Below are 17354 nucleotides of genomic sequence, written 5' to 3'. Positions count from 1 at the left end.
GAACGAGGGCCACGCCATGCCGTGAGGTCGTGCGGACGTCAGATGGCGTCGGCGGTGTGCGACGCGCTCGCCGCGGAGACGAATGCCGACCATGCGGCCCGGTGGACCTGTACGGGCACGCGTGCTCTGTCCTTGGAGTCGCGGATGTGGACGTGCCGCGCCAGCGCCACCTCGACGCAGTTGTTTCCGGCGCCATCGGAGTACGACGACTTGAACCAACGCAGGCCGGCTTCCGGTCCGGCGCTCACGGGCTTCTCGTTCATGTGGGGATCTCTCGCGCTAGGTCTTGCAGGAAGCCGGGAGTGTCCTCCGGCGGCAGGGCGGCGGCAGTGAGGGAATTGAAGTTCCTGGTGAACTTCCCCACCTCCCGGGGCTTGTCCGATACGGCTGTGGTGCTCCACGGCGTGTCGACCTGAACGGACGTGGGCAGGCCGTCACGCAGATGCAGCACCTGGAAGTTGTGCGTGGGCGGGTTCCCCCGGAACTTCGCCGGCAGTATCGGCAGGATCTGGAGCTGCACGTTCGGAAGGGCTGCCAACCGTGCGAGCTCGTCGTACTGCTCGCGCATGGTCTTCCTGTCACCGATGAGGTTCCGCAGAGCGGGCTCCCACAGCACAGCACGCAATACCAGTGGCTCGTCGCTGCGGGAGATGGCTTCCTTCCTCCCCATGCGCACCTTGACGTTCCGATCGATCGCCTCGCTGGTCGTCTCCTCGACCGGCTGTGCCAGGACGTGGAGAGCGCGGGCGTACTCCTCGGTTTGGAACAAACCGAGCACAAGGGTCGGATGGAAGGCCCATGTCTCGTACGACGCCGCCTCGATGCCGACGAAGCGCGGCATGCCCGACGGCATCTTCGATTCGTAGGGTGACCACCAGTCCTGGCTCGCTCCTTCCCGCTGGATGCGCAGGAGCTGCTCGACCTGATCCTCGTCGTCGACGCCGTAGAGAGACAGCAGATCCTTCAGCTCCTGGGCGGAGCGCAAGGTCTGCGTACCCTTCTCCACCTTCTGGAGCTTGGCGAAGTACATACCCTTCACGCGATCCGAGTCGCTCACCTGTTCCAGGGTCAGCTTGGCCTGCTCACGCAGCTGGCGGAGCTCGTGGCCCAGCTCGATGCGCCGCACAGTAGGTCGGGGCTTCGCAGCCATCCGTGTGCCTCTCCTTCCCGCGCGCGTGGCGATCAGGCCATGCGCGTGCCGACAGGGCCCATGCGCGCGCTGGAACTGCCTACGCGCGCAGTCTGGCACGCCATGCGAGTGCCGGAACAGTCGATGAACGTGCCACGGCATGTGCCAGTTCTTCTCGCGAAGAATATTCTTCGCGATATTCATTGCTCCATAACTCTACCCACCAGCAAGCTAGTTGAGCAGAGCAACGACGGCCCGTGAGATTGCGGGTGGTCACGCTCGGGCTCCGGGGTCGCGACCTCCGTGAAGGCGCACCCGTACCTGCTACTTGGGACTGGTGTCGGACCATGACGCAGATGATCACTCCGCACGTGGCCAACACCGGCACGGAGTCGACGCGACACCACCGGCATGCGGCGGACCGGTTGTTGTGCTCCTTCGTGGTGGAAGGCCACGCCAGTGGCGAACCGCTGCCGGAGGCGGACGGCCGCCGCGTCGGACAAATGCGCAGGGTCGTGTCGGCCCTGCTTCACCATCTGGGGCCGGACTCGCTCGTCGACACCGCGGAGCTGGTCGTCAGCGAGCTGGTCACCAATGCCCTTGAGCACGGCAAAGGCGAGGTGCAGGTGAGCGTGGTGCTGACGGCCACGCACGTACGACTGGCCGTCAGCAGCGCCCGCACCGGCGGGCGGCCCGAGGTTCGGGTGGCCGCTCCGGACGATGAGAGCGGACGTGGCCTGGCCCTCGTCGAAGCCCTGTCGGACGAGTGGGGCACGACCGCCAACGGAACCGAGACCTGGGCCCTGTGCCGTATGGGCGAGACGGCGGCCGATTGATGGCCCCGGCCCCCGAGCGGCCCGAGCGGCCCGAGCATTCAGACGATCCCACGTCAGAAGGAACACCTTGATGTACGAGGTCAGTCGGTACGGGTTACCCGTACACGTGCCCGCACCCGCACCCGTTCCGGCGGAGCGCGAGTCGCTTCCTCGGCGGACGCCGGGTCTTGAGTGGCAGCGCGCCGAGAAGGGGTTGCCGCGGCCGGAGCTTGGTGCGAGGACTGATGTCGTCGGTCCGCTTGTGCCACCCCTGTGGCAGCCGGCGGATGCGGCCCGGGTGTTCGCCGCGTTGCGGCGGCTCTCCGAGGAGCATCGTTCCGGTGAGGGCGCGTGACGTCGCCACCCGGTCCCGAGTTCCTTGCCGGGATCCGTGTCGACGCCACGTGGACGAGGAGCCGTGGGGCGGCTGTCACGTTCTGGCACCCCCACTCCCACGTCCTCTCCGAGAACGAAGCGGCCAGGAACGGCATGCTGGCCATCGCTGAGGGACTGGGACTCCGTCGCGGCTTCGACTTTCGACACACCGGTCGGTTCATCTACGACGTGGCCGGCACCTGGGCTGTGGACTACGGCCACCCTCACGACGCCCTGTCCTTCGAGCCCGGCCTGCTCTGGCCCTGCGTGGTGCGGGGCGGTGGCGGCGCGATCGTGGCCGTCAGTCTGGACGACGAGCCGCGTCCCACCCACCAGGACCGGATCCTGACCGGCTGGCTCGCATTGCGTGAGCAGGCCCCTCGTGAGTGGCGGCACCCGTGGTGACCTCGCCGCCGACCGGCGAAGAACGGAAGTGAGCGTTGTGGAAGGACCGGGAAAGGCGTCGCCCGCAGCAGACCCGCAGAAGCCGCCGACCCACCGTGCGGACTTCTGGGACCGACCCGACGGGGACTGGGGCATGGAGCCCCTGGCCGGCGAGGAGGCCCTGGAGCATCGCCGGCACGCGAACCTCTGCTACCTGATGGGCTCGCAGGCCTTGGCCCGAGGAGACCTGGACATCGCCGAGAGCCGACTCGGAATGGCAACCGGAGAGCAGCACCCCGGCGCCTGGTTCCGCTACGCGGTCGTGGTGCTGAGGATGGGGCCGCGCGTCTTCGGGGGTGATGGGGCGCACGCCTGGCTGTGCTTCCTCGTCAACTCGGCGGCGGACGCCGGGCACAAGGACGCGGAGCGCCTGCTACCGCTGCTGCGTGACCCCTCCGCCGAACTCCATTCCTGCGGAGACGGGGATGGGGACTGGGACGACCCGGAATTCGGCCCGGAGATCCTTGCGGCCCTGCGGCAACCGGTCACCTGGCGGAGCCCGGAACCTTCGGTCGGCGAGAGCCCTTCAGGGGCGACAAGGTAAGAGGCATCCCGAGCGCGGGATTGCCGACCGACGTATTCCAAGCGCGGCAGCCGACATTGAGCAAGCCGACGTCGGCGCCACGCTCCCCGGCCGCTCGAGATGTCCCCCGGCAACCCGGTGAGGGCGGTGTCCCGCTCATGACCCCACCCAGCGATGCCGACTACGTCCGGCCCGCGCTTGCGGCCGCCCGCGCGGGCATCCTCGCGCGGGCGGCCGCGTAGAGCCGCGACTTCGATGGGATGGTCGCGGCGAACCGGTGGATGACGAGCACGACCCCGAAGGAGGCAGCACCGCCTTCGAACGGGCCCAGGTGGCCGCCCTGCTGGCCCAGGCACACGAACACCTTGAGGGCTGGATCAGGCTCCGCCGCCATCCACGACGAACCACGGCCGACCGGCTGATATGCGGGGCATTGAGTAAAACCAAGGCTTGCTCCACATAAACTCGCACCTCAGCAAGCCTGCTCCCCGCACCCGCGGGGATGGTCCCGGCATTGACCAGGACAGCGCAGAGCCAGAAATCTGCTCCCCGCACCCGCGGGGATGGTCCCAGCGCGTACCCCACGCTCACCCGTGGCACCTACTGCTCCCCGCACCCGCGGGGATGGTCCCTGGACCGTGCGCGATTCCCGGGCCCGTTCGGTCTGCTCCCCGCACCCGCGGGGATGGTCCCGCCGTCAACTTCCTGCACGGGGCCAGCGTCGGCTGCTCCCCGCACCCGCGGGGATGGTCCCGCCGTGCCCACTGTGGCGAACGCCGAGTACTACTGCTCCCCGCACCCGCGGGGATGGTCCCGCGTCCTGGTCTCAGCTCGGCGGCGTCGGCCCCTGCTCCCCGCACCCGCGGGGGATGGTCCCGGCGGCGGGTACCGGCAGCGGACGATCGGCCACTGCTCCCCGCACCCGCGGGGATGGTCCCCCGTGCATGGTCAGCACCGACACCCAGGCCGTCTGCTCCCCGCACCCGCGGGGATGATCCCGGCGCCTGCTGAAGGCCGCGCCAGAAGGCGGCTATTCCCCGTATGGCTTTGCTGGTGAGTTTTAAGAACGTCTGATGCTCAGCGGCAGGGACGTCCGGTTCCAGGGAGAGCCGAGTTTCGAACGAGCGCGCGTGCTGAACAACAGCCGGTCAGCTGAACCGCCCACGATGCGGTCGCTTCAGGCAGGATCACCATATGACGTTCCGTAGAGGATGAGCTCGGCGTCAGCGTCCCGGGCCGATGTCTAGAGGTAGTAGAAGAAGCGGACCCACCAAGTCGGCTCGCCCGCCCATACCCAATCGGTGTGAACTCCGTCGTAGCGGCGCTGGAGGGGACGCTGCTGAACCAGGACGTACCCGAGGTCGGACAGCGCGGTTTCCACACGGATGCGGTCCGCTTGGGAGATCGCGCCCTCGGCAACGGCTTCGTCCAGGTCCCCATGCAAGTCGTCATTCAGCCCGCCCCGTGCCGGCGTCGTGATGCTGGCGAGATCGCCGTAGTTGCTGAGCCGGATACCGAGGTGGCCCCCCGCTTCAGTCGCCTGCGCGTCTATACCCATGCTGAAGTAACTGGAGGCGTCCTGAGCTGGACTGACGGGGCAGGGAAAGCCGAACTCGCGTGTCAATCGCTCGGACAGCTTGCCGGCTCGGGCCTCCGCCCGGTTGTAGTCGAACCCGTCTGGAAACTCCATATGGTGCGGGCCTGGCATCCGGTCCAGCCGCCGCAGAAGGTCCAAAGTGCGCTGATCCCCATCGCTCATGTGTCCGGTATACATCTCTCCGGCTGTGCGGCGGAAACCCGCCCATGTCATGCGCGGCTAAGGAACAGGTGCCGAACAGGAACCGCAGCTCGACGGCCTCCGCGGTAGCGACGTTCGTACGAGAGGTCGGATGCCCCGGATGTTCCGTGGTGTGCGACGACACGGCCGACACCAAAAGCCGAGACGCGAGGGGCGACTACGTCCCGGGCCGCACCCACCGCTTGATGATGTGCGGCGCCGAGAACAGAGCGGGCCACGCTTGCAGTCGAAGTTGCTCGGTGGTCTCGGGTGACTCGAACGAGTCGATGTCCGCATCGACGGCAGCAGCGAGGTTCCGCCGAGAAGCTCGTACCCGAATCCAGTCAGCAGGCATGTAGAAGCGTGCTGCGTCGGGAAAGTAGTCGGTGCAGCCCATCACGACGAGGCGACCCGAAGCAAGGTGGAGACTGGCTTCGACGACGTGGTCGAAGTCCTCCCTGTCATCGGCGGGCTGTTTCGCGAGGACAAGGACGCTGACTGCCACGGTGACGTTGACGGCAGTGCCTATGGCCAGGGCGCCGTCGGTGACGCCGAGCCCGTCCAGGACGGTCTGTTCGGTCCATGCATCGCCGAAGCCGCCTTCGGATTCCTCGTCCACGACGTGGATCTGGTGGTAGTCCGCGAAGAGTTCAAGGTTTGTCGCCACGGGTGCATCATGGCTGCTGCCCGAGGAAGGCAGGGTGGCGGGGCGGGGTGTCGGCATGCTGAGGGAGAAGTGCTCAGGCATCTACGGACGGACGAAAAATGTGCTCGGTCGCGGGGCCGGGACGGCGACCCTGCGGCGGTGGGGGTGTCCGCAAGGTCCATGACTCATCGGCGGTCTGAACCTGGAGGCCGCGGACGTAGGCTCTCAAGGATGCGGATAGGCGAGTTGTCACAGCGCACGGGCGCGAGTCCGCGCTCACTGCGGTACTACGAAGACCAGGGACTGCTGACCAGCTCACGCTCCGATGCGGGGCAGCGTCACTATTCCGATGCCGCGGTCCAGCGCGTGTCGTTCATCCGCCAGTTGTTCGACGCGGGGATGTCCAGCCGAGTGATCGCGACGGTGCTGCCGTGTGTGGACATTCCGGATGACCTGGACGTCGCCGAGGAGACGTTCACCGCGATGACGCGCGAGCGCGACCGGATCGACGCCGACATCGCGCACCTGATCGAGACCCGGGACGCACTTGACGTGCTGATCGGGGCCAACAGTCGGCACCGGGCGCAGCTTTCCGCGGCCCCGGAACCGGCGGCGCGGTCGAGCTGAGCTGTGACCTGCGTCTCAGCCGGTTGCCCCTGACATCAATGTCAGCGGTGAGGATGGCGACAGCGCCCGGAGTCACCGGGTTGGTCATACGAGAGGCGGCGGACGATGGGGCAGGCATGGGGTTTCGGCAGGTACGGCGGGCCCGAGGTGCAGGAGTTCTTCGATCGACCTGATCCCGTACCCGGTCGCGGTGAGGTACTGATCCGGGTCGACGTCGCCGGCGTGAATCCCCTCGACCACGTTCTGCGCTCAGGTCTGGTCGACGGGCTCGACGGCGGGCGTCCGTTTCCCCGCGTGCTGGGCATGGAGGCAGCCGGAACCGTTCTCGCCCTGGGCGAGGACATCGACGGGCTCGAGGTGGGCGACGCGGTCTTCGGCTTCGCACTGACCGGTGGCGGCACCTACGCCGAGACGACGGTGCTGTCCGCGCCGAACACCGCGCGCATCCCGGCGGGTCTGTCGGCGACCGTGGCGGCAACGCTGCCGGTGGCCGGGACGACCGCGGTGGATGCGCTCGAACAACTCGGCCTCCCGGCCGGCGCCACGGTCCTGGTCAACGGGGTCGGGGGCGGGGTCGGCCTCGCCGTCGCCCGGCTGGCCATCGGGCGCGAGCTGCGCGTGATCGGGACTGGGAGTACCGGCAAACGCGAGCACGCCGAGGGCATCGGGGTGCGGTTCATCGACTACACCGCCGAGGACGTCTCCGCCGCGGCACGCGAGCTGGTGCCGGACGGCTTCGACGGGATCGTCGACCTGGTCGGAGGCACCTCGCTGCGGACGGTCGCTCCGCTGGCCCGGGATCCCCGCAACGTCATCGCTGTGGGTGATGCGTCGGTGTCCGATCTCGGTGGGCGCTTCGTCGAGCGTCGCATCGACCGCGAGAACCTGGAGCGGTCGGCCCGGCTGGCCCTCGACGGAGTCCTCGCACCCGTCGTCACCGCGGTCCATCCGCTCTCCGACGCGCCGGCCGCCCTCGCCGCCGTCGAGAACGGTCACGCCTCGGGGAAGGTCGTCATCAAGGTGGCATGAGAAGTACCGGTTGCCTGCGACGTCCGACCGTCCTTTGCAGGCTGACGAGAGTCCTTGGTCAGCGCATCATCGAGCGACCACGTTCACCTGTCCGGAGTTGAGCCGTTCAGGCGTACGCCGACACGGGGTTGTCGTACGGGCGGACCGCCGGCCGGGTGATCCGAAGGCGAATGCCGGCCGGGTGATCCGAAGGCGAATGCCGGCCGGCTTGGATGGGTTCCGGCTGATTGCTGCAGTTCAGGCGGAGGTGCCGGAGCTGATCGTGCAATCGGAAGCGGCGAAGCGATGAAGCGATGAGTATCCCGGGCCGGCGTGATGGAGTTCTTCACGCCGGTTGATCCGGCATCGTGGCTACGCCGCTCCGACGGTTTCGGAGGCTTCCGGCGCTTCGGAGACTTCGACGGCTTCGGTGGGGCGGGCTTGCCGCTTCAGCCGCATGCGGCTCTCCACCAGGGTGTCGGCGGAGACGCTCTTCCAGTGGGGGTGGTCGACCACTTTGATCGACAATTCGCGGATCTCGGCCCACATGCGGTCGACCGTCGCCTTCTGCTCATCAGTCCACCCCGGGCTGTCGGGGACGTCCCCGCGGTGGGAGTAGCGCTCACCCCGCGCCCAGCCCTTCATCGGCTCCACGCTCCATGGCAGGGCCGCCAGGAGGACGCGGTGCTCGGCGTGGGCGCGGTGGAGGCGCTCCTGCAGTTGGAGGAGGTCTTCGGGGAAGGAGCTCTCGGCGGTCACTCCAGAATCGTAATTCTGTTCGATTAGGAAAGGGAAGTCGACGCTCCGGTCAGTGCCCCGTTCGGCAGACTGACCAGGGCGGACAGCGCCATCGGATTCGGTCGGATGGTGCGGCCCGCGGACGGGGTAGGCGCCGGGCACGGGAAGAGGGGCGACTGGAGGAGGTGGCGGCCGTGGCGCGTCCCGTCTGGGCCGGAAACTTGTCGTTCGGGCTGGTCAGCCTGCCGGTGGGCCTCTACATGGCCACGGACAGCCACACCATCCACTTCCATCAGCTCCAGCGCGGCACGTCCGACCGGATCCGCAACAAGCGGATCAACGAGCGCACCGGCGACGAAGTGGAACTGACGGAGATCGTGAAGGGCTACGACGCCGGCGACGAGTACGTCCTGGTCGAGCCCAAGGAGCTGGACGAGATCGCGCCGGGCCGCTCCCAGGCCCTGGAGATCAACGGGTTCGTCGACCTGGACGAGATCGACCCGATCTTCTTCGACAAGACCTACTACCTCGGACCGCGCGGCAAGGAGTTCGGGAAGGTCTACAGCTTGCTGGAGCAGGCCCTGACCAAGGCCGGCAAGGCGGGCATCGCCACCTTCGTGATGCGCCAGCACGAGTACCTCGTCGCACTCAAGGCCGAGAACGGACTCCTCACCCTGCACACCCTGCACTGGGCGGACGAGATCCGGGACCCGCGGAAGGAGATCGACACGCTCCCGGGGAAGGCGAAGGCTTCGAGCAAGGAACTGACGATGGCCGAGCAGCTCATCGTCGCCATGAGCATGGATTGGGATCCGGGCGAGTTCCACGACACGTTCCAGGAGAAGGTCGCAGCCCTCATCGAGGCCAAGAAGACCGGCGAGAGCGTGGAGAAGGCCGAACCCGCCGCCGAGCCGACCGGCGTCGTCGACCTCATGGATGTCCTGCGTGCCAGCGTCGAGCGTGCCGCAAACCCGAAGACCGCCGGTGGCAAGGCCACGGCCTCGGGGAAGACCCGCCCCGGGAAGACGCCGGCGGCGAAGAAGCGGATCCGTACCGCCCCGAAGGAGGACCTGAGCGGCCTGTCGAAGGCGGACCTCTACAAGAAGGCTGCCGCCGCCCACCTCCCCGGCCGCTCGAACATGACCCGCGACGACCTGATGAAGGCACTGTCCCGCTCATGACCCCGACCAGCGATGCCGAGCCCGTCCTGCCCGCGCCGGCTACCACCCGGGCACGCCTCGCGGCCGACCGCACGGCCACCCTCGCTCGGGCGACCGCGTTGAGTCGCGACTTCGACGGGATCGTCGCGGCCAACGCCCTGATCGCGGTGGACGACGAACACGACCCCGAAGGAGGCAGCACCGCCTTCGAACGGGCCCACGTGGCCGCCCTGCTGGCACAGGCACACAAACACCTGGAGGAACTGGATGAGGCGCTGGAGCGGCTCGAACAAGGCCGGTACGGACAGTGCGAGACCTGCGGCGCGGCCATTCCCCCCGAACGCTTGGACATCCGCCCGGCCACGACCACCTGCGTCTGCTGCGCGGCGGGCGGATAGGCGCGGCCTTTGCGCCGAAATGGGAATTTCAGCGAAAGTGAGTAAAACCGGGGCTTGCCCCACATAAACTCGCAGCTCAGCAAGCCTGCTCCCCGCACCCGCGGGGATGGTCCCAACCAGGGCGAGGGCGACGCGGTGACCATGGACTGCTCCCCGCACCCGCGGGGATGGTCCCATTTCGACTCCCTTTTTGGGTCGGTCTGCATACTGCTCCCCGCACCCGCGGGGATGGTCCCTGTGGCGTGCGCTGGAACCCTTCTCGGGGCCGCTGCTCCCCGCACCCGCGGGGATGGTCCCGGCCGCCGCTGGACGTTCGCCCACCTCCAAGCCTGCTCCCCGCACCCGCGGGGATGGTCCCTTGACCCGGGCAAACACCGTGGCCGTCCCGTACTGCTCCCCGCACCCGCGGGGATGGTCCCGTCCGGGGGCGGGCGGTCCTGCCCCCCCCCCCATCGCTGCTCCCCGCACCCGCGGGGATGGTCCCGGCAGCAGGTGAGCACGGGCGAGACGGAAGCACTGCTCCCCGCACCCGCGGGGATGGTCCCGACAGCTCGATGTCGAACCCGCGGAAGGAGGGCTGCTCCCCGCACCCGCGGGGATGGTCCCCTGCAACCGCCGGATTGCCGTCCGGCCGCTCTCTGCTCCCCGCACCCGCAGGGATGGTCCCGTGGGGGCGGCCGCCCAGGTCCGGGTCAAGGTCTGCTCTCCGCTACCGCGGGGATGGTCCCAAGCTGACGGCCGGCCTTCTCCAGGTCGCGGCCTGCTCCCCGCACCTGTGGGGATGGTCCCGGAGACGAGTTCCTCAAGTGGCCCCGAGCCGTCGCCCGGCGGCTGGTCGGGCGGCAGCCGGCGAGTGGTCAGATGCGGCGGGGTTCGATCGTCACCTCCGGGGAGGTGGATCGGACCACGCTCGCGGCGGGGACGATGCTGCTGCCGAGGCAGACGCTCGCCGCGATGGCCGAGTGTCGGCCAACAGCGATGCCCGGACCGAGCGTGATCATGCTGCCCGTTTGCACGTGATCCCCGATCAGGCCCCCGAACCGCGGTGTCGTGCACCGGTAGGCCGGTTCGTCGTCCGAGTCCCCGTGGAGAACGATCTCCTTGGCGGGGCGGCGCATGTCGTAGTTCCAGAGGCTGATCGCCGCGATGACGAGGTTCGCGGACAGGTGGACGTCGGCCCCGATGACGGAGTGGCCGATGCCGACCTGGTGGCCGAGCACGGTGTTCTCCCCCACGAAGGAATGGGTCACCTCGCAGCCGAAGCCGACCGAGACGCCGGCGCACAGGACGGAGCGCTTGCGGACAGTGGAGAACTCGTGGACGCGGACCCCGGGTCCGATGATCGCGTCGTCGCCGATGATCGCGGTCGGGTGGATCCGGGCGGTGGGGTGAATCCGCTCGGGCAGGATGTGCAGGGCTTCGTCGTGGAGGGCGTCCCAACGGGTGAGGAAGTCGGACAGCTCGAACTCGCCGATCCCGGCGTAGCCGGTGGCGTGCAGGCCGGACTCGACGGGGCTGCGGACGTAGTCACCGATACGGATGGAATCCGGCACCTGCTCGCTCCTGTTCGTCGTGGGGTTCGGGGTTCGGGGATCGGGGATCATCAAGCGACTTCGGCCGCTTCGCGGCGCAGGAAGTCGGGCAGGGCGCCGGGGGTGTTGTCGAGCCAGGCGACGTAGCGGGCCACCCCCTCGGCCACCGTGATCGTGGGTTCCCAATCGAGGGCGGCGGTCATGCGGGACGTGTCGGCCGTCCCGCCGAGGGGGTCGCCCTCGGGCAGCGACCGGTCCTGGAACTCGGCGTCGGGGTAGTGGTTGCGGATGAGCCGGGCCACGTCGGCGATGGAGGTGGCCCGGCCCGTGCCGACGTTGAGGGCCTGCCGGTCGGCGCCGGGCGCGAGCAGGGCGTGGACGGTGGCCGCGGCGATGTCCTCGACGTGGACGAAGTCGCGGACCTGCCGGCCACCGCCGTTCAGGTGCAGGGGCAGGCCGAGCTTGGCGCGCATCGCCATCCAGGCGACGACCCAGGAGTGCGAGCCCTCCTTGACGGTCTGGGGCTCGCCGTAGACGGAGAAGTAGCGGACCGAGGTGTGGGAGACGTTGGCCTTGTTCAGCACGACCGCGGTCTGTGCTTCACCCCATGCCTTGGTGTTCGCGTAGACGGACAGGGGTGCCAGGGGCTGTTCCTCGTTCCAGCGCTGCACGTCGTGGCGCTTGGGGTCGCCGTTGCCGTAGACGGCGGCCGAGGAGACGAACACGAACCGGCGTACGCGGGCGTTGCGGCGGCGGACCGCGTCCAAGAGGACCTGCGTGCCGGTGACGTTGGTTCGGATCGCGGCCAGGGGGTTGCGGGTACAGGCGGCCACGTCGGCGACGGCGGCCGCGTGCACGACGTAGTCGGCCTCCCGAACGACACGATCCATCAGGGCGGCGTCGGCGATGTCGCCCACGATGGTGTCCCTGTCGCTCGTGTGCACGCCGAACAGGTCGGCGTAGACGGTGGCGGGGTAGGCGTCGAGCTTGCCCACGGCCAGGACTCGGGCCCCGGCCGCGCGAAGACGGGCGGTGACGCGGGAGCCGACCAGGCCCCCGCCCCCGGTGACCACGACGGTCGATCCGGTGAGTGCGGCGGACAGGTCGGCGTCGGTGAGCGGTATGGCGGCTCCTTCGAGCTCGGCGAAAACGGGTGGTGGGGTGAGCGGGTGATCAGGGGGTGGGGTGAGCGGGTGATCAGGGAGGTGGCGGGGAGGTTGCGACCCGGCCGGTTCGGGACCGCCTCCCCGCCACCCCGGCGGGCGCCGCCCGGGGCAGGGGTGGGCCCCGTCGGACGGAGCCTTGCGCGGTCCCGGGCGGCGTGATGAACAGTGAACTCGTCGGCACGGTAAGTGAGTACGGTGGTGACGGCAGGAACCCGTTCAACCCGTTCAAGACCGTCCGCAGGAGGGTTCGCATTGGCAGGTGACCGGACGCCGAACAGCGCGCTGGCGGCTGTGACCGCCGAGTCCGGGGCCACGTACTACGCCCTGGCCAGGGAGATTCGCTCCGTGGCGGCCGAGGCCGGACGGCGCTTGGGTACGGGTCCTTCGGCCGTGGCCTACTGGGTCGCCGGCGGTACGCCGTCCGGGCAGACGCCGTCCTACATCGCCGAAGCGTTGACGAGACGGACCAAGCGGCGGGTGACGGTCGCCGAGATCGGTCTAGGCTCCGCTGTCATCGGTGGGGCCCTGGAAACCGACCCGCTGGCCGCCATCGCCGATCTCGGGAGAGCCGTCATGCAACGACGCCGTGACTTCCTTGGCGCAGCGTTCACCGCCGCCTCCGTCGGTCTGCCCCTGACCTACGACCACGAAGCGGTCGCCGCGACGCTCGGCGCGGCCGAGGGCGGCGGTCTGGTCGGCCCGGCCGAGGTGACCGCGGTCAGACAGCTCACCGAGACGTTCCGCAGCGTGGACGAACGGATGGGCGGCGGGCACGGCCTGACCACCGTCACGGCCTACCTCACCGACACCGTCGCACCGATGCTCACCGCCCGGTTCCCCACCGCCGAGGTCCGCTCGGAGGCGTTCGGGGCGGCGGCCCAGCTGGCCTGCCTGGTCGGCTGGAAACACCACGACCTCGGGCGGGAGGGCGCTGCACAGCGCTACTACCTGCTGGGCTATCAGCTCGCCTGCGAGGCCGACCCGCGGGGCCACGCCGCGTGGATGATGCGGGCCCTCACGCACCAGGCTCTCGACCTGGGTCACCCCCACGCGTGCCCGGAGCTCGCCGAAGCCGCCCTGAACCGGGCGGTGGGCACGGTCGACCGACAGACCGAGGCCCTGCTGCTGGTCACCTGCGCCCGCGCGTACGGGGCCGGCGGGCAGGGCGCCCGAGCGGCGCGTGCCCTGCTCGCGGCCGAGGACGCGGTGACGGACACGCGGGACCCGGTCCCCGAGTACGCCGCCGCCTCGGGGCCGGTGGCGGCCACGGTCGCCTCGCACATGGGCAAGACCCTGACCGCGATGAAGGACCACCCGGCGGCCGAACGGCACTACCGACGGGCCCTGGCGGGCCGGCTGCCGGGCACGTACCAGCTCAAGCACGGCCTGACCCTGACCGACCTGGGACGGTCGGTGGCCGGTCAACACCGGTACGAGGAAGCCGTCGGACTCTGGTACCGGTCCCTGGACTTCATGGGAGGCGTGGTGTCCGACCGCAACAGACAGGCGGTCAAGGAAATCCAGGCGGCCGCCGCCCGCTACCGCAAGCGCGGTGTGACCGGCGCGGGGAACCTGGAACAGCGCGCCACCGAACTGCTCAAGACCCAGCGGTGAAAGGAACAAGCAGCGACATGCCGAAGATCGGGGTTGTCATCCTGACCATGGGCGACCGGCCCCCGGAACTGCGGGCCCTGCTCGACTCCGTGGCGAGGCAGGAGAGCGATCCCGCCACGGTCGTGGTCCTCGGCCAAGGCGTGAAACTCGCCCCCCTGCCGGACGACGTGACGGGCGTGGAACTGCCGGAGAACCTCGGTATCCCCGGCGGCCGGAACGCCGGCGTGCGGTGGCTGCGCGAGCAGGGCGGCACGGACATCGTGGTCGTCCTCGACGACGACGGCCTCCTCCCCCGCACCGACACCTTCACGCTGGTGCGGGAAGCCTTCGCCGAGAACCACCGGCTGGGCATCGCCGGGTTCCGCATCGCGGACGAGACCGGCTTGAGCCAGCGCCGGCACGTCCCCCGCCTCGGCGGCAAGAACCCGATGGTGTCCGGACCGGTGACGACGTTCCTCGGCGGCGGCCACGCCATCCGCATGAGCGTCATCGACGAGGTGGGCGAGTTCCCCACCCCGTTCTTCTACGCCCACGAGGAAACCGACTTCGCCTGGCGGGCCCTGGACGCCGGCTGGGACATCGACTACCGGGCCGACATGGTGCTCCAGCACCCGCGTACGGAGGCGTCCCGGCACGCGGTGTACTACCACCACACCGGCCGGAACCGCGTCTGGCTGGCCAAGCGCCACCTGCCCGCCGTCCTGGTTCCGATCTACCTCACGACCTGGGCCGCGTACACGCTCGCGCAACGCCCCCCGCTCTCCGGCCTGACGGCCTGGTGGTCCGGTTTCTTCGAAGGCGTACGGGTCCCGTGCCCGCCGCGCCGCCCCATGCGCTGGCGAACGGTATGGCGCATGACCCGCCTGGGCCGGCCCCCGATCATCTGACACCCGGCGCTCCTTCGGCGGGGCCTGGCGGACGAGGGGGCGGTGAGCACCTGCTCCCACCTCTCGGAGGCAGAGCACGCGCCGTGGGGCAGGCCGCTGGTCGCAACCGTGAGCAGGCGCATGACGAAGGTCAGCGTCGAGGCAACCGGTTCAGCGCTGAGGACCACTGTCGGCGATACGCGGGAGAACCACGACCGCGCGCCGGCCGCCGACCTTCGTTCCCCTCGCTCCCGTGGTAGCGCTAGTGCTGTGCCTCCTCCAACTTTGCCGCCACAGGTGAACCAGGCCCACAAGGGCCCCATTTGGCCTTCTTGTTCAGATAAGGGAGTTTCAGCGAAAGTGAGTAAAACCAGGCCTCGGTCCCCATAAAATCGCAGCTCAGCAAGCCTGCTCCCCGCACCCTTGGGGGTGCTCCGCACGGTTCGGGACCTCATCCTCTGGGGGACTCGCCGCAGTTGCGTCCGCACCCTGATGGGCGCCTCGGTGAATCCCCCCACGCTCGGGGGTGGGGCGGGACAGACCTGCTCACCAAGTTTCCCCATTCCTCGCACCGCTGACCTGCAATCAGGCAGGTAGAGAGACCGGCCGATAGCCGGCCAGGTCCACGGTCCGACCCCTCCTGCGGACCCCGTCCGGCTCGCGCACTCTGGACCGGCGCATGAGGAACTGGCTGCGGGCAGTCGGGCGAGCACGCAGTGCGCCAGGTGCTGTCGGAGGCGTCGGCTAGGGTGCCGGGATGATATTCGGACGTGGGCGGTTTCCAGCCGCCGTCGAGACCTTCGAAGCGGCTGTACGAGCCCAGGACGCGGACGCGGCGGAGCGTGCCTTCGGGCGGCTGACCCATGGTTTCGACAAGGCGGCGGACGCCGACCTGCGGGCGGCGGGGCCTCGGCTGGCCGCTCTGCTGGAGCAGGTTCCGCCCGGGCCGCGAGCAGTCGTAGCCGTGCTGAGCGGGGCGTGCGTCGAGCGGGGCGCCGACCCGTTGGCCTGCGCGCCCGCCGTGTTCGCGAGCGCCCTGGATGCCTTCGAGCAGGCCGCCGTCTTCTGCGAGCGGTGGGCGGCTTCGGAGAGGGGCGAGCTGCCCGGTCACGAAGGCGAGGGCCTGGAGGAGGCCGACTTCGAGCGGATCGGCTTCGAGCCCGTCATGGCCTGGCAGGCGCTTCCCCAGTTCGAGATGGCCTGCGTGGCCATGCTCAACTCCCCGCAGGTGCGCCGAGAGGTACCCGGTCGCGAGGGATTGGCGGCCGCCGTCGCACGGGTGGCGGAGCTGTCGGGCGAGCCGTTCAAGTGTCTCGCGTACGCACTCGCCGTCCTCGACGACGAGCCACTCATCGTGCTCGACCGCGCTACGGGCGCCGGTTTCGCGCTGCGCGTCTCCGGTATCGGCGACAACTTTCAGCTGCATACGCTCCTCGCCGACGCCCTGATCGGCCGGGGCCTCGTGGGGGGGCAGGCGCCGTCGGCGGACGCTGTCGCCTGCTGTCGCGACCAGGCCGGAATGGTGCCGACCACCGGCTCCTTCAACCTGGTCGGCGCCGACGGCGAGTGGATCTGGAACGAAGGCAACCCGGCGGACATCCCCGTCGTGGACGGTGTCCGGCTCGTGGTCCTCGACCCGCCCGCGTACCGGAGGAACTGGCCCGCCGGCCGGTTCTTCCCCGGGATGACGGGCGAGGTCGTGTACGACCACGCCCTCGCGCCGGAGGAGTCGGCCGCCCTGCTCGCCCGAGTGGCCAAGCCCATCGGCTGACGTGGGGGCGGCGGCGGGTCTCACGCCATCGTGGCCTGGTGGTCATCGAGGTGATCCGAAGGAAGCGGCTGGGGCGGGTCGAGCTGTCCAGGGCGGCCGAAGCCGGCAAGCAAGGCCGTGGAAAGCGCCCTCGACCGCGCGCGTGGCCGCCCGACCAGTCTGCGGTCAGGGGACGGCCCCAACCCCTCCTGCAATCCTGATCAGTCGACTTGCGACCGGTCTCAGGCGACCGTCGTGGCGGCTCGGGGAGGAAAAGGGGAGGCGGAAGCCCTGTCCGTGTTGGCAGGATGTCCGCGTTCCGTGCCCAATACGAAGGGACCGACGACTGTGGCTCGTGCCGTCACCTTGATCCGCTCCGCCTCCCTGTCCGATGTCGCCGAGTACGCCTACGCGGCCACCGCGCCCGCCGAGGCGCGCCTGATCTTTCTCGCTGGAGCGTGTCCGCTGAACGACGATGGCTCCACGGCAGCGATCGGGGACTACGCGGGCCAGGCAGCCAAAGCCATCGAAAACATGCAAGCCGCTCTTGCTGCTTCCGGTGCGTCCCTCCTGGACGTCATCAGTACACGGGTGCTCGTGGCATCCGCCCGGCGAGAGGACCTGGTGGCTGCCTGGGAGGTGGTCCGGGACTCGTTCGGTGACCATGACGTCCCCAGCACCTTGATGGGCGTCACCGTGCTCGGCTATCGGGACCAACTCGTGGAAATCGAGGCTGTCGCCGCCGTTCTCGATTCTTGAGATCCACTGACGTAACCGCGGTGACGG

18 protein-coding genes, 1 pseudogene and 2 CRISPR repeat arrays are annotated in these 17354 nt (G+C 69.3%); of the genes and pseudogenes, 12 read left to right on the top strand and 7 right to left on the bottom strand.

Translation table 11 applies throughout. The annotated features are described in order from the left end of the window. Positions 1-38 precede the first annotated feature (38 nt). The gene (locus AB0D46_RS25935; RefSeq protein WP_362880790.1) at positions 39-263 is read right to left on the bottom strand and encodes a DUF397 domain-containing protein; all 225 of its coding nucleotides are present in this window, start codon (positions 261-263) and stop codon (positions 39-41) included. Further along, on the bottom strand, positions 260-1150 hold the full coding sequence (locus tag AB0D46_RS25930) for a helix-turn-helix transcriptional regulator (protein WP_362880788.1): 891 nt from the start codon (positions 1148-1150) through the stop codon (positions 260-262). Before AB0D46_RS25930 ends, AB0D46_RS25935 begins: the two co-directional genes overlap by 4 nt. A gap of 335 nt (positions 1151-1485) precedes the next feature. Between AB0D46_RS25930 and AB0D46_RS25925 the strand changes: the two genes are divergently transcribed. From AB0D46_RS25925 to AB0D46_RS25910, 4 genes and pseudogenes are all read left to right on the top strand, one after another. Further along, the gene (locus AB0D46_RS25925; RefSeq protein WP_362880786.1) at positions 1486-1965 is read left to right on the top strand and encodes an ATP-binding protein; all 480 of its coding nucleotides are present in this window, start codon (positions 1486-1488) and stop codon (positions 1963-1965) included. 468 nt (positions 1966-2433) lie between these two features. Next, on the top strand, positions 2434-2724 hold the full coding sequence (locus AB0D46_RS25920; protein ID WP_362880785.1) for a hypothetical protein: 291 nt from the start codon (positions 2434-2436) through the stop codon (positions 2722-2724). A 37-nt stretch (positions 2725-2761) separates the two neighbouring features. Continuing rightward, on the top strand, positions 2762-3307 hold the full coding sequence (locus AB0D46_RS25915) for a hypothetical protein (protein ID WP_362880783.1): 546 nt from the start codon (positions 2762-2764) through the stop codon (positions 3305-3307). 137 nt (positions 3308-3444) lie between these two features. Beyond that, positions 3445-3653: pseudogene (locus AB0D46_RS25910) on the top strand (TraR/DksA family transcriptional regulator); the annotation flags it as partial. Positions 3654-3767: 114 nt separating this feature from the next. Continuing rightward, a CRISPR array of direct repeats spans positions 3768-4285; the repeat unit is 29 nt; unit sequence CTGCTCCCCGCACCCGCGGGGATGGTCCC. Between the two features lie 244 nt (positions 4286-4529). On the opposite strand, the gene AB0D46_RS25905 reads toward AB0D46_RS25910, so the two are convergent. Both AB0D46_RS25905 and AB0D46_RS25900 read right to left on the bottom strand, forming a co-directional pair. Then, positions 4530-5045, bottom strand: a complete 516-nt coding sequence (locus AB0D46_RS25905) for a hypothetical protein (RefSeq protein ID WP_362880781.1) — start codon at positions 5043-5045, stop codon at positions 4530-4532. A gap of 196 nt (positions 5046-5241) precedes the next feature. Continuing rightward, on the bottom strand, positions 5242-5730 hold the full coding sequence (locus tag AB0D46_RS25900; RefSeq protein ID WP_362880779.1) for a hypothetical protein: 489 nt from the start codon (positions 5728-5730) through the stop codon (positions 5242-5244). A 210-nt stretch (positions 5731-5940) separates the two neighbouring features. Here AB0D46_RS25900 and AB0D46_RS25895 point away from each other — a divergent pair, with 210 nt between their 5' ends. Beyond that, a complete protein-coding gene (locus AB0D46_RS25895) occupies positions 5941-6336 on the top strand; it encodes a MerR family transcriptional regulator (RefSeq protein WP_362880777.1) in 396 nt (131 codons plus the stop codon). 105 nt (positions 6337-6441) lie between these two features. Next, positions 6442-7365 carry an NADP-dependent oxidoreductase gene (locus AB0D46_RS25890; protein ID WP_362880776.1) on the top strand — a complete coding sequence of 308 codons (924 nt, stop codon included), beginning with the start codon at positions 6442-6444 and terminating at the stop codon, positions 7363-7365. A gap of 351 nt (positions 7366-7716) precedes the next feature. Here AB0D46_RS25890 and AB0D46_RS25885 read toward each other — a convergent pair whose 3' ends face one another. Continuing rightward, positions 7717-8103 (bottom strand): hypothetical protein, encoded by a 387-nt coding sequence (locus tag AB0D46_RS25885; RefSeq protein ID WP_362880774.1) that lies wholly within the window; start codon positions 8101-8103, stop codon positions 7717-7719. 173 nt (positions 8104-8276) lie between these two features. On the opposite strand from AB0D46_RS25885, the gene AB0D46_RS25880 reads away from it, so the two are divergent. Continuing rightward, positions 8277-9263 (top strand): Ku protein, encoded by a 987-nt coding sequence (locus AB0D46_RS25880; protein WP_362880772.1) that lies wholly within the window; start codon positions 8277-8279, stop codon positions 9261-9263. After that, the gene (locus tag AB0D46_RS25875) at positions 9260-9640 is read left to right on the top strand and encodes a TraR/DksA C4-type zinc finger protein (protein WP_362880770.1); all 381 of its coding nucleotides are present in this window, start codon (positions 9260-9262) and stop codon (positions 9638-9640) included. The genes AB0D46_RS25880 and AB0D46_RS25875 overlap by 4 nt, the downstream gene beginning before the upstream one ends. 85 nt (positions 9641-9725) lie before the next feature. Beyond that, a CRISPR array of direct repeats spans positions 9726-10429; the repeat unit is 29 nt; unit sequence CTGCTCCCCGCACCCGCGGGGATGGTCCC. Positions 10430-10497: 68 nt separating this feature from the next. On the opposite strand, the gene AB0D46_RS25870 is transcribed toward AB0D46_RS25875, so the two are convergent. After that, positions 10498-11193 carry a transferase gene (locus tag AB0D46_RS25870; RefSeq protein ID WP_362880769.1) on the bottom strand — a complete coding sequence of 232 codons (696 nt, stop codon included), beginning with the start codon at positions 11191-11193 and terminating at the stop codon, positions 10498-10500. A 50-nt stretch (positions 11194-11243) separates the two neighbouring features. Further along, positions 11244-12245, bottom strand: a complete 1002-nt coding sequence (locus AB0D46_RS25865; protein ID WP_362880767.1) for an NAD-dependent epimerase/dehydratase family protein — start codon at positions 12243-12245, stop codon at positions 11244-11246. Positions 12246-12590: 345 nt separating this feature from the next. Here AB0D46_RS25865 and AB0D46_RS25860 point away from each other — a divergent pair, with 345 nt between their 5' ends. The 4 genes from AB0D46_RS25860 to AB0D46_RS25845 all read left to right on the top strand — a co-directional run bounded on the left by AB0D46_RS25860 (position 12591) and on the right by AB0D46_RS25845 (position 17327). Continuing rightward, positions 12591-13952, top strand: coding sequence for a tetratricopeptide repeat protein (locus AB0D46_RS25860; protein WP_362880765.1), 1362 nt, complete (start codon positions 12591-12593; stop codon positions 13950-13952). A gap of 17 nt (positions 13953-13969) precedes the next feature. Further along, positions 13970-14839 carry a glycosyltransferase gene (locus AB0D46_RS25855; RefSeq protein ID WP_362880764.1) on the top strand — a complete coding sequence of 290 codons (870 nt, stop codon included), beginning with the start codon at positions 13970-13972 and terminating at the stop codon, positions 14837-14839. Between the two features lie 736 nt (positions 14840-15575). After that, positions 15576-16589 (top strand): hypothetical protein, encoded by a 1014-nt coding sequence (locus AB0D46_RS25850; RefSeq protein ID WP_362880762.1) that lies wholly within the window; start codon positions 15576-15578, stop codon positions 16587-16589. Positions 16590-16916: 327 nt separating this feature from the next. After that, a complete protein-coding gene (locus AB0D46_RS25845) occupies positions 16917-17327 on the top strand; it encodes a Rid family hydrolase (RefSeq protein WP_362880858.1) in 411 nt (136 codons plus the stop codon). Positions 17328-17354: the final 27 nt, after the last annotated feature.

The organism is Streptomyces sp. NPDC048383 (assembly GCF_040651775.1).
In the GTDB taxonomy this organism is placed as follows: Bacteria; Actinomycetota; Actinomycetes; order Streptomycetales; family Streptomycetaceae; genus Streptomyces.
This window is presented reverse-complemented; position numbering and strand designations above follow the sequence as displayed.